This window comes from Rhizobium sp. WYCCWR 11128 (assembly GCF_013416305.1).
Lineage (GTDB): Bacteria > Pseudomonadota > Alphaproteobacteria > Rhizobiales > Rhizobiaceae > Rhizobium > Rhizobium indicum.
The window spans coordinates 30,915-46,558 of the sequence record NZ_JACCEZ010000015.1 but is presented as its reverse complement, the minus strand read 5'-3'; the positions used below and the strand labels follow the sequence as shown (position 1 = coordinate 46,558).

Sequence of the window (15,644 nt, the reverse complement as noted above, 5' to 3'; positions counted from 1 at the left end):
GCTGGCCGAGCATGCCCGGGCAATTCATCCGGCGGCGGCATCAACTTCTCCACGCGCCAGACAGTTCTTAAACCTACCGATTACTCGGTATTTTTAAGATGTCAACTGCCGAGCCGTGATGTATGGATGGAGGGCGGGAGAAAGAGGCAGGCGGAAGAGACGATGGCAGAGTTTTCTGAATCGAAGACCGGACAGGACGAAAAGCGACGGCGCAGATCCCGCAAGGGCGAAGCGCGCCGTGCGGAGATCCTGACGGCTGCGATGCGGCGCTTTGCCGAAGACGGCTACCAGAATGCCGCCATCGGCGATGTGGCCCGCGACGTCGGCCTGTCGCTGCCCGGCCTGCTGCACCATTTCCCGACCAAGGTCGATCTGCTGCTCGCCATTCTGGACAAGCGCGATCTCGAAAGCGAAAGCTTCATCGACCCCCATCGTTCCGATCTCCGCGGCTTGCTCAAAGGCATGGTCGAGGTCTTCCGCCGCAACGCCGAAATGATCGAGGTCATCAGGGCCTTCGCCATCCTGAATGCCGAGAGCCTGATGAAGGATCACCCGGCCAAGGCCTGGTTTCTCGATCGCGCCACTCAGCTGCAGAATGACATCGCCGCGACCTTCGAACAGGCCGTCGCCGATGGCTCGATCGACGGCAAAATCGATGGCAGGGCGATGGCGGCCGAGCTGATCGCGGTGATGGACGGCCTTCAGATGCTCTGGCTGCGCGATCCCACCCGCTTCGACATGGTCGGCGGGTTGGAAGCCTATGTCAGCCGCCTGCTGGCGAGCCTTGGGTTAGAGGGCTGAGCTTGGTTGAGTGCCGCGGATCATTCCGGGGCACCGAAACGAAAGAGAACCATCTGCCAAGACATGGCATCAGCCATTCTGCAGCTTCCAGGTCCTGACTTCGAACGGCATGATGTCGGCAGGTCCCTTTCGCTCCATCGGCTCTTCGAGAATGTTCAGCGGCTGCGATGCTGCCCATCCGGAAGGCAAGTTGAGGGCGAGCCTGCCGCGCCGGCCGGCCGGTTCGTAAAGGCGCAGGATGAGGCCGTCGCCCTCTTCCGCCGGCTTCAGGCCTGAGAACGCGACAGGGATGCCGGTGACCGCAAGCGGCGCAAAAATGCCGGCGGAGAGGCCGCTGAATTGAGCCGAGACGAGCGGCTGATTGAGATCGATCGCCTCGTCGAGAACGCCGCCTTCATGCCAGGCGCCTTCATGCGGCATCAGTGCATAGGTGAAGCTCTGCTCCCCTTCGTCGGCCAACGGATCCGGATAGATCGGCCCGCGTACGAGGCTCATGCCGATCACATTGCCGCGGGCGCTATGGCCGTATTTGGCATTGTTGAGCAGCGCGACCCCGAAATCCGGCTCGCTGATATCGACGAAGCGGTGCGCGACGGCCTCGAACATCGCCTGCTCCCAGGACGTATTCGTGTGCGTTGCCCGTTCGACGACGCCGAAGGCGCATTCGAAGGTCGCCTTGCGGGCCTGCGCGGCGACCGGGTTCAGGGTTCGCAGCAGCGTGCGGCGATCATGCCAGTCGATCGTCGTTTCGATGTCTAGCCGCCTGGCGTTGGCCGTCAGCACATAGGTCTGCGTGACGCTCGAATTCCGGTAGCGGTAAACGACGCGGATCGCCGCGCGGTGCGGGCCGTCTTCAACGAGGGTGATACTATCAGGCGTATCGAGGCGGACGGCCTTTTCGGCATAATCCGCATCGATGTCCCAGGCGTCCCAGTTGCGCGGCTTGTCGGCCGGATAGACCCAGAGCTGATTTGCCGAGCCGTCGACCGCTTCCCGGCCCGTTGCCTTGTGAAGGAGGCTCGAAACCGCCCCGTCCCTGCCGATGGAGACCGAGAGGTGCTCGTTTTCGAGACGCTCGGGGCCTGCCTTCAGCCCGCCCGCCGGCTTGAGCGAGCCCTTGTCGAAGACCGCGACGGACAAGGGGGCGACGAGATCGGCGGCCGCGACGACCGTGCCGTCGGAGAGCGTTGCGCTGAGCGGTCTGGCCGCAAGAGACGGATTGACGACGACGAGGGCATCGCCAACCCCGCCTTTCGGCAGCTTGGCCGACAGCGCTTGCAAGGCATTTGCCTGTTCGGTTCCAGCACGTTCGATGACGCCGCCCAGTTCCTGCTCGGCATCCTGATAAACTTCACGGATGCTCGAGCCCGGCAGAATGTCGTGAAATTCGTTCTTCAGCACCACGCGCCAATCCGCTTCGAGGCTTCGGGGCCTGTCTGCTCCGAGCATATGCGCCAGCGAAGCGATGGTTTCGGCGGTGATCAGCGCGCGTTCGGCCTGGCGATGCTTGCGCTTGACGCCGCTTTGCGACGTCAGCGTGGCGCGGTGCAGTTCGAGATAGATTTCGCCATCCCATACCGGAAGGTTCTGTTCGCCTGCGGTGCGGTGCGCCTGTTCGTAATAGCTTTTGACGGTGCCCCAGCGTGCCTGCGGGATCGCCGGGAAATCGCGCAGCTGCACCTCGCGCTCGACCATCTCGGGCGTGACGCCGCCGCCGCCGTCGCCATATCCGACGGCCAGCAGCGAGGTATCGTGCTGTGTCTTGCCGCGGAAATTCTTCCATGTCGGCACGTAGCAATCGGCTTGCACGAAGCCGTTATAACCCTGCATCGGATTGTCGAACGTGTGGGTCAGCACCCGGCTGCCGTCGAGACCCTTCCACCAGAAGAGATCGGATGGAATATGGTTGGTCTCGCTCCAATTGACCTTGATCGTGAAGAAGCTGTCGATGCCGCCCTGCCTCAAGATTTGCGGCAGCGCGCCTGAAAAGCCAAAGCAATCGGGCAGCCAGCAGACCGTATGGCGCGTGCCGAAGGTCTTTTCGAAATAACGCTGGCCATAGAGAACCTGACGGGCGAGACTTTCGCCGGTCGGCATGTTCGTGTCGGGCTCCACCCACATGCCGCCGACGGTTTCCCACTTTCCTTCCGCGACCTTCTGCTTGATGCGATCGAGAAGCTCCGGGTCTTCCTCTTCCATCTGCGCGTAATAATGGGCGGTCGATTGATTGAAGCGGAAATCGTCGGAGCGCTCCATCAATGACAGCGCCGTATTGAAGGTGCGCCGCATTTTCCGCCGCGTCTCGCGATAGGGCCAAAGCCAGGCGAGATCGATATGCGCATGGCCCGTCAGCAGCAATTCTCCATTCGGCGGGAAGCGCTTCTGCAGCTCCTTCAACTTCGCCGTCAGAGCCTCGAAGGCTGTGGCTGCCGAAGCGCTCTGCTCCTCCGTAAGGCCTGCCGGATTAGCCTCGAGCTCCGGCAGTTCCCAGATCTTCTGCTGCATGACAGCGCTTGATGTGCGGGAGATATAGGCCGCCGTATCCGACGGCCAGTCGAGACTGCGCAACGCGTGCTCGGCGGCATCCATCAGGTGCGGCACGACTTCATGCTCGCCCAGCACATCGATTGCCTCGGCAACCTGCTTTAACAGAAGATGCAGGCGGTGAGCTGGACCATCGAGCCAGATAAATCGGGCCTTGTTGAGCCGTGGAGCGCGATTGGGCTCGCCGAATGGAAACCGGGCGACGGTTTCCGTTGCGATCGAAAAGCGGCGGCCCTTCAGCGGGAATTCCTGATGGTAGGGATCGAGACCGAATGTTTCCGTCTCGCCGTCGGGGTAGCTGAGCGTAATCAGGCTCTCGCCGCCGAGGTCGAGCTGCAGGCGAATATCGCCGAGAGGCCACGCCTCCGGCGCTTCAGCGGTCGCGGCAAAATGCACCACCCCCTGGCGGTGCGGCCAATCCTGGTGATGGCCAATCGGCTCGCCCTCGAACGTCCAGCCGTCGATCGCAGCACTTTGTCGATCTCGCCAATGCGCCAACTCGGCAATGCGAACTTTGAGACGATCGAGGCGCTGGGCAATGGTCAGAGGCATGGCTTATCCTGTTGAAAATCGACGGCTGACAATCTTGTCGTCATGCTTTTGGGGTCATGGTCATGGTTTGGGGGAGATGAAGATGGCGCGACCGACATCGCGATTGCCCGGCCCCTCCTCCAAGCAGGCTTGCAGAGTCTTAGATTAAGTAACTTTGATTTGGCGTCAAGCCCGGAAGAAGCGAACCGCTCCGGCTTTACCGGATGTCACTGTCACGCCATGTTCTTGCGAAAGCTTGCTTGCTCGATCAGACGCTCTCATGCATGAGGTCAGATTACAGGGAGCGCACCGAAAGTCGCTCCACCAAATTGCAGGACATAACTCGACTGGTCGGGCAAACTTCGCTTCCCGCCACCACGCTATTCAACAATTCCGCCCCTTGCAGACCGAGATCGTAATATGGCAAAGCGGCAGTGGTCAGCTCCGGCCTCAGCGCCAGGGAAACCGTCCGGAAATCGTCAAAGCCGACAATACTGACATCCTCGGGAATCCGAAGACCCAATGCCATGGCCGCGATGTAGATTTGGATCGCCATTTCGTCGTTGCCGCTCATGATTGCGGTCGGTCGATCCTTTTGTTGAAGCATCTCGGTGGCGGCAGCAAAAACGTAGTTCTTCTCTGCTCCTACCGGTCCTTCCATGCCAAGGCGGATAGTGAGGTCGTTCTCCGCAAGGCCAAAGTCTCCGGTGGTTTTGCGGAAAGCATCGAGGCGCAGTTCCGCACCAAGCAAAATGGGATTGAGCCGGATATAGCCGATCTTTCGATGCCCCCGCTCAAGCAGATAGCGTGTCAGATCCTGAGCGCCCTGGTAGTCATCGGGTTCGATCGACGGCAACAGCTCGCTCGTTTTTGGTCGGCAGTTGATCATGACTGTGGGGATGCCGACGTCGCCGATTTCGGGGTCAACGATGCGATGGTACATCGTTACGTAGAGAACACCGTCAATGCGGTGCGATTGGAACATCTTCCAAATTTTAATCTCCTGCTCGGATGCGCCGCCGGTGTTTGCCATCAGAATGGTCTTGCCGTTGGCATTGGCCCAATCCTGGATCCCGCGAACGATATCCACTGAATAGGGCGTCGTCGACACGTAGTCAGCGATGATGCCAAATGTGTTGGAGCGACTTGAGCGTATTTGGCGCGCGGCCATATTGGGCACATATCCGAGGTCCCGGATTGCCCTTTCGACCCTCTCCCTCGTTTCCTCGGTCACATATGGTTCGCCGTTAATGACGCGAGACACAGTTTTGTTGGAAACTCCCGCCACCTTCGCGACGCTGACTATGCTGACCATGTACGCCAATCTCCTTGCCGGGATTCGTTTTAAACCAGCCGCATGACAACGTCGACATATTTTTCTGACAACGTCGTCATTCCATATTGACAACGTCGTCATACGAGGACTACCTTCGCAGCAAGAAGGAGGGCTCAGCGCAGGTGCAGCGAGCCAACAGGGAGGAATCAATGAAGAAATTGCTTGGTGCCAGCGCACTCGCGCTTGTTTTCATGGCCGCCACTGCCAATGCCGAAGCCATCAACATTCTGGTGGAAGGAGGCGGCGAAATGTTGCAGAAGGCGGTCGCCGAGAAGTTTACTGCCGAAACAGGCATCAAGGTGAACTTCACGGTCGTTCCCTATCAGGGTGTCTTTGACAAATTTTCAGCCGAAATCGCGTCTGGCTCTTCCGCGTTCGATGTCGTGACGATCGACGTTGTGTGGAATGCGAAGTTTGCAGGCCACGTCGAGGATCTCTCGGCTCTTTTCACCGATGCGGTTCGCGCGGATCTGCCGCCTGTCTTGCTTGCCGATGCGAGGGTCGGTGACAAGCTGATCGGTATGCCTGCCTGGGCCAATGCCGAGATCGTGTTCTATCGCAAGGATCTGTTTGATAAGGCGGAGGAAAAAGAGGCATTTCAGGCCAAGTATGACTATCCTCTCTCGCCGCCCAAAACCTGGCAGCAGTGGCGCGACATTGCGAAATTCTTCACGCGTGACACTGACGGCGATGGAAAGACTGACTTCTGGGGCACCGACACCATCGGCACGTTTTCAGAGGAATGGATGGCGCATGTGCTGCAGGCGGGTTCGCCAGGAGTGATCCTCGATAAGGACGGGCAGGTCATTGTCGACAATGAGGCGCACAAAAAGGCGCTTGAATTCTACATCGCGCCGCACTGCATTGATCATTCCGTCCCTGAAAATGTGAACGAAATCGGCTGGGGCGAGGCGCAGAACCTGTTCTATCAGGGCAAAACAGCCATGATGAAGTTCTGGGCGCACGCCTACAAGATGACGCCTGCGGATTCGAAGGTCAGCGGCAAGATCGGCGTGGTACCGATGCTGGCCGGTGAAGCCGGGATCGCAGCTGTTCCCGGCCCTTGGTACAACGTCGTTCCCTCGACATCCCAGCACAAGGACGCCGCGAAAAAATTCATCTCGTTTGCTATCGCCAATAATGCCCTGGGTATCGAAGCTCCCCTCGGCCTTGCCGCGACGAATTCCGCCTATCGCAGCTATTCAGGCAAGGCCGGCTATGAACACTTCCCCCCGCTTCTTGAGACGCTGAGCGCGCCTGCCACCCAGGGCCGGCCGATCAATGAAAAATATCAGGAAATCGTCGATGAAGCTGTGCTGCCGGCTGTCCAGCAGGCGCTGACCTGCAAGGCGGATGTCGGCGACGTCCTGACGGAAGCCAAGGAAACGATCGAGGACATTCTCAACTAGCCTCGTACATTCCTCCACATCGTGGGGCAAAATATGCCCCACTCTTAGCTTTCGGAGACGGACATGTCGGGTGAAGACCGATTTGTACTTTGCATGCTCGCGCCTGCTGTCGCCATCCTCGGCGTGCTGGTCGCTTACCCGGTGGGGCTCCTGGTATTCGATTCCTTTTTCAAGGTCGATACGATCACGCCCCATATTCGCGAATGGGTCGGCCTGCAGAACTATGTCGATGCCTTGACGTCGAAACGTGTCATGGAAAGCGCTCTGCGGACCGTTCAGTATTCGCTCTTCGCGCTGTTTTTCGAGTTCACGTTCGGTTTCTGTGCGGCGCTGCTTTTTTCGGCGCTTGCCGGTCGATCGCGGTGGCATCGCACGATCTTCGCGCTGCCGCTGATGGTTCCGCCCATCGTCGCAGGTCTACTCTGGCGATTTCTGCTCGTCGGCAATATCGGCATTCTGAACTACGGTCTCGTCCGTTTGGGTCTGATTAGCGATCCGGAAGCCATCGCATGGCTGTCCAGCGAAGATGTCGTCATTTATTCCGTTTCCTTTGCCGACATCTGGCTGACGACTTCCTTTGTCGCCCTTGTGTCCTATGCCGGGCTGACCAACATCCCGAAAGACCTGCTGGAGGCAGCGCGGATCGACGGGGCGAATGCACTCAAGCGCTTCTGGCATGTCACCCTCCCCCTCATGCGGCCGGTGATCGCCGTCGTGGTGATCGTGCGGGGTGTGGATGCTGCAAAGACATTCGACCTGATCTGGATACAGACGCAGGGTGGTCCCAATCACGCTTCTGAAGTGTTCTCGATGAACATCTACCAGCGCATGGTTCGGTTCGGCGATCTCGGCGAGGCTTCCGCGTCCGGAACATTGTTTCTCATCGTCATGATGCTTCTGGCGGCAGTCGCCTATTGGAAGATATGGAGGCCGGTATATGCGTAGAGCTCCCCGCCTCAAACTCAGCGGAATCCTGATCAACGCGGCAGCCCTCGTGTTGGTGCTATCCTACGCGCTGCCTTACATCTATTTGCTCATGACTTCGATCAAGCCGGCGGCCGACGTCCAGCAGATCCCGCCTAGCTTCTTTCCCGCCGTTGTCTCGTTCGAGAACTTCCGCGAAGTGCTGCGATCCTCCACTTTGCCGAGAGCCTTCGTCAATTCACTCACCGTCGCGGTACTGACGACGGCTCTCTCGCTTGCGGTGGCCGTGCCTGCCGCTTACGTTGCCACGCAGTACCGGCGCCGGATCACCACCATTTTCCTGCTTTTCGCCCTGGTGACGCGCATGGTGCCGTCGGTGGCGCTCGGAGTGCCGCTGTTCCAGCTTTTGAAATCGGTGGGTCTGCTCGATACCATTCCAGGCCTGGTGCTCGCTCACGCATCGGCCGCGGTACCACTGGCACTGCTGCTCATGTCCGCGTTCTTCGAGGGCATACCGAAGGAGCTAGAAGAAGCAGCGCGCATGGATGGCTGCACACGATTCCAGGCGTTTCGAAAGATTGTGCTTCCGGTCATGACAGGGGGAATAGCGGTCACCGCGCTCTTTACCTTCATCACAAGCTGGAATGAGTTCCTCTACGCGCTGCTGTTGACGTCCGAGGCGACGAAAACGGCGCCGATCGTCATCGCCGAATACAATTCGGTCTATGGGCTTGCCTGGGGGGCGATGACAGCTGCGGCCGTGCTCTACTCGCTGCCGGTCATCATCGTAACGCTCGCACTGCAAAAACAGATCGTCGGCGGCCTGACTTTCGGCGCTGTAAAGGGATGAGGGAGGCAAAGGCATGGCCGGCATAGAACTGCGCAATATCAACAAGGTCTACGGAAACAGCTTTCACGCTCTGCACGATCTGAGCTTTGACATCAGGGATGGCGAGTTCATGGTGTTCGTCGGCCCGTCCGGATGCGGGAAGTCGACGGCGCTCAGGATGATTGCTGGCCTGGAGAGCATTACGAGCGGTGAACTTAGGATCGGTGACCGGATCGTCAACGATGTCGATCCCAAGGATCGCGACATCGCCATGGTCTTTCAGTCCTATGCGCTCTACCCGCACAAGACGGTGCGGGAGAACATTGCCTTCCCCTTACTGATGGCAGGCCTGCCGACGACCGAGATTGCCAGCCGCGTAGACGAAGCCGCCCGCATCCTCGAACTGACGACTTTGCTCGACCGCAGGCCGGCACTCCTTTCAGGAGGCCAGCGTCAGCGTGTCGCCATGGGACGGGCGATCGTCCGTAAACCAGCGGCCTTTCTGATGGATGAACCGTTGTCGAACCTCGATGCCAAGCTGCGCGTGCAGATGCGCGCCGAGATCGCCAGCCTCCAGAGAAAACTGAATGTCACGACGATTTACGTGACCCACGACCAGGTCGAGGCGATGACGATGGGTGACCGCGTCGCTGTCATGAAAGGCGGTCTGCTGCAGCAAGTCGACACACCGCAAAACCTGTACAATCGCCCTGACAATGTCTTTGTCGCCGCCTTTATCGGATCGCCCTCGATGAATTTGTACGAGGCCGTTTTGAATGGGAGGACGCTGACCCTAGGCAGCAACAGCTTGGAAATCCCCGACCGGGTTTTCGAAGACCGCCCCTCGCTCAACGGTGCGTCCAACCGTCAGGTCATTGTCGGTATCCGGCCCGAGCATATGAACGATGCCGCAATCCGGCCCTCTTCGGCCGAGATCTCGGCCCCGGTCACTCTTGTCGAGGCGCTAGGTTCTGAATCCATGGTGCATCTGAAGATCGACGCCACCCGTGTAGATGCCGGCGACCCGGACGCCGTCGCCGAGATCGGCAACGAAAAGGCTGCTGTAGCCCGCTTTTCTCCAAAGAGCACTGTACGCGCAGGTGACATCGCGCGCATCGCTGTCGATGCCGACGAACTCCATTTCTTTGAACCGGACGTCCGCACCAGCATCTGGTGACGGTGCGCAGGATCTAACGCATTTCCCTGGCGGCTTGCGAGCAACAGGCCAATCAAGACATCGGTCTACTCTCGCTGTGGAGTAGAAAATGACCGAGGAGACATGAACAATGGTAAGTGAAAACTTTTACGACGTAACACAATATCCCTTAGGCAACCCCTATGAGGATATCGGCTCGGTCATCAACAGCATCATTGCGGATATTAAGAGCAGGCAAGCGGTTCGCGACCAAAATGACGGCGGAAAGCCTGGAGCCGTGATCTATATTCCGCCAGGCGATTATCGTCTTGTCACCCAGGTCTTGATAGACGTGAGCTATCTGAGGATCGTGGGCTCGGGACATGGCTTTACGTCTTCGAGCATCCGTTTCAACACACCTGCAGACGAACTTGCCCAGTGGCGCGAAGTGTGGCCGGGCGGAAGTCGCATACGTGTGGACATGTCTCCGGACGCCGCCGACGGTGAGGCTGGCGGAGCCGCGTTCTACGTCAAGCGCACCGGCAATCCTCGCATAAGCTCTGTGGAGTTTGCCGATTTTTGCATCGATGGCCTGCACTTCATGGACGACGGTTCGGGGCAGAATGATGCGGAAAATACCTACAGGAATGGCAAAACGGGAATCTATGTGGGCAGCGCCAATGACTCATTCCGAATAACGGGGATGGGCCTTATCTATCTGGAACATGGCGTGACTGTTCATGACGCGGATGCGCTGGCAATAGACAACAATTTCATTGCAGAGTGCGGCAACTGTATCGAATTGAAAGGTATGGGGCAGGCCTCGAGGATAGCGAATAATTTTGTCGGAGCCGGATATAGGGGACATTCCGTCTACGCTGAAAATTACGGCGGCATCCTGGTCTCTTCAAACAACGTCTTCCCCCGAGGCGCCAGCAGCGTCTATTTTTCCGGCGTGGTGCGTTCCTCGATCACAGGAAACAGATTCCATTCCTTCTATCCCGGAATGCTGGTTTTTGCTGCGAATTGCTGCGAAAACCTGGTCTCCTCAAATCACTTCCTGCGAGATCGCGAGCCGTGGGCGCCCATGCAGAGGTACGATAACGGCCTGGATGACCTGTTCGGACTTTTGCACATTGATGGCAGCAACAATTCGGTAATCGCCAACCACATTTCAGAAACGATCGATATTCAATATATCAAGCCTCTCGCCGCAAAGCCTGTGATCATCAATGTCGTTTCCGGCAGCGGCAACTACATCGCCAATAATCACATCGTGGCCACAACCGAAATTTCGCAGATCAACGACGCACCAAACAGCGCCTGTTTTTCAACGCAAGTGGGCGCATTGCTTTCAACGGACAATTTGAAGGCGCTCGAGGTAACGGCAGTATTGGTGCAAAGGGGTTCGGTGCGGAATACAGTTCTGGATTCAGGCAGTGTCGATCAGGTCGAGATGGACAGAACAGTGAATGCTTTCAGGGGCACTCCAGTTCTTGGGCAATCGTCGGCAGAGTTTCACTAGGCCGAGCATAGCTAGGCCGTCGGCCGAAAATCCAGTGACTATTCGGAGTTGTGTTCATGGCGAACCAAATGGATCGGGAAGATGACCCGTTGATGCAGCAAAACCTGTTCCTACCCTCGGGGTACCACTTGGAATTTTGGGCCGCGGGCGACGGCTTTTTTCGTATCGACATTGACGGGAAAACGGTTTGGCAGGTTCGGTCATTTGCCATCCATCCGGAGTTTTTCAAATATCACCACAGGGAAGCGTGCGAGGTCACCATTGTCACCAATGCGCCGGACGCTGTTCTGTGGGCCTATGGATATCAGCCTCAAACCGTGAACGAGACCGGTATAACAGTGTTTGAATTCTCGCAAAAAGGGATCCTTCAACGCACCGGCGCGGAAATTGAAGATTGGCTTCGGTCCGATCCGGATCGTCCTGCGCTTCATTTCTCGCCAATCCGGCATTGGATGAACGACCCCGTAGGTCTCTGCAAGATCGACGAGTTATGGCACCTTTTTTATCAATTCCAACCGAGCGGCAGTGATTGGGGACCGATGCACTGGGGACATGCAACCAGCCGCGATCTGGTCAATTGGCTTCACATGCCGGTATTTCTGCATCCCGAACAGAACCTGTGGCGTCTCGGCGCCACAGGAGGCGCATTCTCCGGCAACGCCTTTCGGGATCGAGATGGAAGTTTGATGTTCTTTTACACCGAGCGCCTGCCCGCCTATGACCTTTTCAAAGGCTATCGGGAAATTCAGAAAATAGCGCGCCCAGATCGGCAGATGATCAAGGCGGAAGGCATTGTGACGGTATTGGAGCAGCGTCCCGATGGGGTCGAGCACGACTTCCGCGATCCAAAGGTTTGGTGGGATGACGCAGCCAACGCCTATCGCATGATACTCGGCGCATCGATCGAAGGCGATCCCGCGGTGTTGTTGTTCGGCTCCGGCGATGGCCTCGATTGGCAATATCTCAGGCCGCTCTACCGTGCGCCGGTTAACTTCCGCCAAGAAGGCGCGCGTGCGGTGGAATGCCCGGATTTCTTTCGGCTGGAGGAAAAGTGGGTTCTGGTGATGGGTTTTGTTGGCCATGTCGAGCCACGAACACGGCGCCACAATCTCCTTTATGCCCTGATCGGCGAGTTTATCGACGACTGCTTCGTACCCGACGTGCCGGAACTGCAATTGCTGGATTTCGGCACCGATTATTACGCGATGCAGAGTTTCGAAGCGGGAGGGCGCCAGATCGCCTTTGCCTGGCTTTTCAATTGGGAATATCGCAAGCCTGAGGGCTCTGCCTATTCCGGGGAGATGTCCCTACCACGTGTTCTAAGTTTGAGTGAAGACAGGAAGAGGCTGCGCATGCTGCCGACGATCGAAGTCGACGATCACTTTGCCGCTGACCCTATCGTCGAGGAACAAAGCGGCAAATTCTCGCTACCAATGGCCCCCATTGAAATCCGCCTTTCCGGAGCCCTGGAAGGCAGCAAGGTCGTTGCGACGCAGGGCGGCGAACTTGCCTTCGAGGTGGGCGTCGCTGGCGGTATTCTCTCGATCCGGCTCGCCCAGGACGACGGCTCGATCCATTACGTGGCGGAGCTTGCCGACGGAAAGGACCTTCGTCTGTTTCATGATTGCGGAATCATCGAGATTTTCGCCGATGGCGGAACTGTTTGTGGAACCCGTCGTGGCTACGCGAATATCAACCCCGATTACCTGGAAATCTCATCGTCCGCTTCAACGCGGGTGCTGGAAAGGGATGCGAAACGCTGCTGTGCTGCCGCGAGATGAGCTATTGAGTGAAACGCCTGGGCCTTCACGGAATAACGAGATCTTGATCGACGACAATAGTTATCGAAACCCCTGTCGGCCCTATTTGACCGAGAATTGCACTGATATGGCAGATTTCAGGCAGCTGGGGAGGGTGGGATGTTTCAAGTCCGCAAATTATTGACAGCCACGATAGCCGTCATCGTGATTGCCGTATCGTCGTCATCCTGCACGACGACCTCGAATGACTCGATGCAAACCGGCTCGGTTGGATATACCGGCACCGACTATTCGCTCAGACCTGCCTGCCGCGATGGATTCGGCAACGATCATCCTTGCAGCTATTAGTGACCAATAGAGTGAAGCTTCCATTGCCATGTCGTTTCGACGATCTGTTGACGCATTGCGCGGCATTCGCCCCGCCGCGCGTCGTCAGCGCCTTGATGGCGCTGATCCCGGTTGATAGGACGTTCAGCCCAAAAAGCGGCCGCTAAGCCCGGCTTTCCCATAGCCCGTGGATGAAGTACACAACCGAGATGGTGCTCTAGGAAAGACAGTCATGCGGTATCTTCGGTCAGGGCCGCGTCGGCTTCACACTCAGGAGATGGGCGCCCAGCGCGCCAAAACGGTCGGTCTGCGGTCCGGCGAAATCGCCGATCGAAACATTCGCGTCATTCTGGAAGCCATCCGCCGCCATGGCCCGCTGACGCGGATGGAACTCGGCCGGCATTGCGGCCTGACCGGTCCGGGCATTACCAATATTCTCCGCCGGTTGGCTGACGAAAAGCTTGTCACCTCCAACCGCCGCAATGGCGTTGGCGGAGGGGCCACCGCTACCGAGTTTGCCTTGCGCCCGGAAGGTGCTTTCTCGATCGGCGTCAAGCTTCGCCAAAGGCGTGGCGAGGCCGTGCTCATCGATCTGAGTGGCCAGGTCCATGACCGGGTCTATATCGAGCTGGACCCCGCTGACAAAGTCGGCCTGGTGCATGCGGCCGTCAGGGATATGGTCGATCGCCACGCGACATTGCCGATCATCGGGCTCGGCATCGCCGCCAACGACTGGACGGACGATCAAAGCGATCAGATCGCCGCGATGTCGACGATCGCGCGTCCCTATGTCGAGAACGAGTGCACGGCGAGCCTTCTCGCCGAGCGCACGATCGGCAGCTCCGGCAGGGAAGGCGGACTTGCGATGATCATCATCGACGACGACGTTCAGGCCGGCTTTCTCATTCGCGGTATTCCCTATTCCGGCGTGCATGGCCGGGCAGGCAGCATCGGCGAAATGCTGACCGGTCCCGACAATGTCCAGCTCAATACCGTCGTCGGTTTCGAGTCCTTGCGATCACGGATCGGCGACCGGGACTTCACCCGTCTGCTGCAAGGGGAGGAAATCTCCTCGCCGTTACTGTCGCAATGGATACGGGAAGCCGCAGGCCATCTGCTCGACCCGATCATCGCCATGGCCGGTTTCCTCGCGCCGAGCGTCGTCATGATCGGCAGCGACCTGCCGCAGTCCGTGATCGAAGCGCTGATCCATCAGCTTTCCATCGAGCGGCGCGACACCTCGACGAGACCGTTGCTGACGCCCTGGATTTCGCCGATGAAACCCGCGAGTTTCAGCGGCGGCGGCGTTGCGCTCGGTGCGGCACTCCTGCCCTTCCTCAACACTTTGCTGCTGCCGCCGGCTTCGGCCTGATGGCCCAACCAGCCGCTTTGGCGCGACTCAGCCGAGCGCTTCATCGGCGTGGCTGAGATCGGAGGCCAGCGCCTTGTCCAGGACTTTCTGGATATTGGTCGCCCGCCGGAACGAGGGTTCCTGGGTCCTGCCCGCCCGCACGGCCTGGACGAAACGCTGGTAGTTCGTCTCGACCGGATCGAAGGGGACGTCACGCCAGGTCGCCGTGTGCACGTCTTCTCCAAGACAGGCGCGTAGCGTCGATTTTCCGGTGTCGTAGATCATCTCGATCGAGCCGGTTTCGCCATAGACCCTGAGGCGCAGCTGATCCATCTGTCCGGCCGCCGTGCGCGTCGCCTGGATCGTCCCGATCGCCCCGCCGAAGAAATCGACATTCATCGTAAAACTGTCATTCGCATCGAGATCATACTCGCCGATCTTGTGTCCCGGCGCCTTGTCGAAGGTCTTCAGCCGGGCGAAGACATGAGCAACGTCGAGCCCGGAACCGTATGATGCGAAATCGACGATGTGAATTCCGATATCGCCGAGCGCGCCGTTGGATCCGTGTTTCTTGCTCAGCCGCCACAGCCATTTGCTTTCGCTCTTCCAGTCGCCCCAGTGGCGGCCGACCAGCCAGCTTTGCAGGTGGGAAGCCTCGACGTGCCTGATCTCCCCGATTTCGCCGGCGAGCACCATCTGCCGGCCTTTCTGAAGAGCAGGCGAATTGCGATAGGTGAAATTGACCATGCCGACCTTGCCCGATCGCTCGATGGCCTCGGTCATCTCCATGGCCTTGACCGCATCGGTGGCGAGCGGCTTTTCGCAGAAGACGTGCTTGCCGGCGGCAATGGCCTGAAGCGTCGTCGGGTGGTGAATGCGGTCCGGCGTGACGTTTGCCACTGCGTCGAACTCGCCCCAGGCGAGAGCATCCTCGAGGGTCGTGAAATGATTGGCGATGCCATGTTCGGTGCAAAAGGCCGCGAGCCTTTCCGGGACGACATCGACGCCGCCCACCACGCTGACGCCTTCGATCGCCTTGAAGTTGGCGGCATGCTGGTTGGCCATTCCGCCGGTACCGAGAATGAGTAGACGCATCTTATCCTCCATGGAATTAACTTCCCGCGGCAGTTCAGCCGGGCAAAACCGCACTCGCGCCATCGCAGCCATCCGCG

12 protein-coding genes are annotated in these 15,644 nt (G+C 58.6%); 9 read left to right on the top strand and 3 right to left on the bottom strand.

Going from position 1 to position 15,644, the window contains the following annotated elements; genetic code table 11:
* Window positions 1-162 precede the first annotated feature (162 nt).
* On the top strand, window positions 163-801 hold the full coding sequence (locus HX898_RS30000; protein ID WP_180196540.1) for a TetR/AcrR family transcriptional regulator: 639 nt from the start codon (window positions 163-165) through the stop codon (window positions 799-801).
* A gap of 69 nt (window positions 802-870) precedes the next feature.
* On the opposite strand, the gene HX898_RS29995 is transcribed toward HX898_RS30000, so the two are convergent.
* The gene (locus HX898_RS29995; RefSeq protein ID WP_180196539.1) at window positions 871-3,897 is read right to left on the bottom strand and encodes a glycoside hydrolase family 38 C-terminal domain-containing protein; all 3,027 of its coding nucleotides are present in this window, start codon (window positions 3,895-3,897) and stop codon (window positions 871-873) included.
* Between the two features lie 274 nt (window positions 3,898-4,171).
* Window positions 4,172-5,191 carry a LacI family DNA-binding transcriptional regulator gene (locus tag HX898_RS29990; RefSeq protein ID WP_180196538.1) on the bottom strand — a complete coding sequence of 340 codons (1,020 nt, stop codon included), beginning with the start codon at window positions 5,189-5,191 and terminating at the stop codon, window positions 4,172-4,174.
* 170 nt (window positions 5,192-5,361) lie between these two features.
* On the opposite strand from HX898_RS29990, the gene HX898_RS29985 reads away from it, so the two are divergent.
* The 8 genes from HX898_RS29985 to HX898_RS29955 all read left to right on the top strand — a co-directional run bounded on the left by HX898_RS29985 (window position 5,362) and on the right by HX898_RS29955 (window position 14,493).
* On the top strand, window positions 5,362-6,621 hold the full coding sequence (locus HX898_RS29985) for a sugar ABC transporter substrate-binding protein (protein WP_180196537.1): 1,260 nt from the start codon (window positions 5,362-5,364) through the stop codon (window positions 6,619-6,621).
* A 63-nt stretch (window positions 6,622-6,684) separates the two neighbouring features.
* Entirely contained in the window at window positions 6,685-7,566 is an 882-nt protein-coding gene (locus HX898_RS29980; protein WP_138330765.1) for a sugar ABC transporter permease, read from the top strand.
* The gene (locus HX898_RS29975) at window positions 7,559-8,395 is read left to right on the top strand and encodes a carbohydrate ABC transporter permease (protein WP_180196536.1); all 837 of its coding nucleotides are present in this window, start codon (window positions 7,559-7,561) and stop codon (window positions 8,393-8,395) included. Before HX898_RS29980 ends, HX898_RS29975 begins: the two co-directional genes overlap by 8 nt.
* Before the next feature lie 13 nt (window positions 8,396-8,408).
* The gene (gene ugpC, locus HX898_RS29970) at window positions 8,409-9,551 is read left to right on the top strand and encodes a sn-glycerol-3-phosphate ABC transporter ATP-binding protein UgpC (RefSeq protein WP_180196535.1); all 1,143 of its coding nucleotides are present in this window, start codon (window positions 8,409-8,411) and stop codon (window positions 9,549-9,551) included.
* Between the two features lie 109 nt (window positions 9,552-9,660).
* Window positions 9,661-11,034 (top strand): NosD domain-containing protein, encoded by a 1,374-nt coding sequence (locus tag HX898_RS29965; protein ID WP_180196534.1) that lies wholly within the window; start codon window positions 9,661-9,663, stop codon window positions 11,032-11,034.
* 92 nt (window positions 11,035-11,126) lie between these two features.
* Window positions 11,127-12,815 carry a glycoside hydrolase family 32 protein gene (locus tag HX898_RS29960; protein ID WP_180196583.1) on the top strand — a complete coding sequence of 563 codons (1,689 nt, stop codon included), beginning with the start codon at window positions 11,127-11,129 and terminating at the stop codon, window positions 12,813-12,815.
* A 138-nt stretch (window positions 12,816-12,953) separates the two neighbouring features.
* The gene (locus HX898_RS33380) at window positions 12,954-13,142 is read left to right on the top strand and encodes a hypothetical protein (RefSeq protein WP_246697123.1); all 189 of its coding nucleotides are present in this window, start codon (window positions 12,954-12,956) and stop codon (window positions 13,140-13,142) included.
* Window positions 13,143-13,353: 211 nt separating this feature from the next.
* Complete coding sequence (locus tag HX898_RS29955) at window positions 13,354-14,493, top strand: ROK family transcriptional regulator (RefSeq protein ID WP_138390410.1); 1,140 nt, start codon at window positions 13,354-13,356, stop codon at window positions 14,491-14,493.
* A gap of 27 nt (window positions 14,494-14,520) precedes the next feature.
* Here HX898_RS29955 and HX898_RS29950 read toward each other — a convergent pair whose 3' ends face one another.
* Window positions 14,521-15,567, bottom strand: a complete 1,047-nt coding sequence (locus HX898_RS29950; RefSeq protein ID WP_138330771.1) for a Gfo/Idh/MocA family oxidoreductase — start codon at window positions 15,565-15,567, stop codon at window positions 14,521-14,523.
* Window positions 15,568-15,644: the final 77 nt, after the last annotated feature.

What these genes read in the sequence shown, in the direction of transcription:
- HX898_RS30000 (WP_180196540.1), top strand. Translation starts at nt 163, where the DNA reads ATGGCAGAGTTTTCTGAATCGAAGACCGGACAGGACGAAAAGCGACGG.
- HX898_RS29995 (WP_180196539.1), bottom strand. Translation starts at nt 3,897, where the DNA reads ATGCCTCTGACCATTGCCCAGCGCCTCGATCGTCTCAAAGTTCGCATT.
- HX898_RS29990 (WP_180196538.1), bottom strand. Translation starts at nt 5,191, where the DNA reads ATGGTCAGCATAGTCAGCGTCGCGAAGGTGGCGGGAGTTTCCAACAAA.
- HX898_RS29985 (WP_180196537.1), top strand. Translation starts at nt 5,362, where the DNA reads ATGAAGAAATTGCTTGGTGCCAGCGCACTCGCGCTTGTTTTCATGGCC.
- HX898_RS29980 (WP_138330765.1), top strand. Translation starts at nt 6,685, where the DNA reads ATGTCGGGTGAAGACCGATTTGTACTTTGCATGCTCGCGCCTGCTGTC.
- HX898_RS29975 (WP_180196536.1), top strand. Translation starts at nt 7,559, where the DNA reads ATGCGTAGAGCTCCCCGCCTCAAACTCAGCGGAATCCTGATCAACGCG.
- ugpC (WP_180196535.1), top strand. Translation starts at nt 8,409, where the DNA reads ATGGCCGGCATAGAACTGCGCAATATCAACAAGGTCTACGGAAACAGC.
- HX898_RS29965 (WP_180196534.1), top strand. Translation starts at nt 9,661, where the DNA reads ATGGTAAGTGAAAACTTTTACGACGTAACACAATATCCCTTAGGCAAC.
- HX898_RS29960 (WP_180196583.1), top strand. Translation starts at nt 11,127, where the DNA reads ATGCAGCAAAACCTGTTCCTACCCTCGGGGTACCACTTGGAATTTTGG.
- HX898_RS33380 (WP_246697123.1), top strand. Translation starts at nt 12,954, where the DNA reads ATGTTTCAAGTCCGCAAATTATTGACAGCCACGATAGCCGTCATCGTG.
- HX898_RS29955 (WP_138390410.1), top strand. Translation starts at nt 13,354, where the DNA reads ATGCGGTATCTTCGGTCAGGGCCGCGTCGGCTTCACACTCAGGAGATG.
- HX898_RS29950 (WP_138330771.1), bottom strand. Translation starts at nt 15,567, where the DNA reads ATGCGTCTACTCATTCTCGGTACCGGCGGAATGGCCAACCAGCATGCC.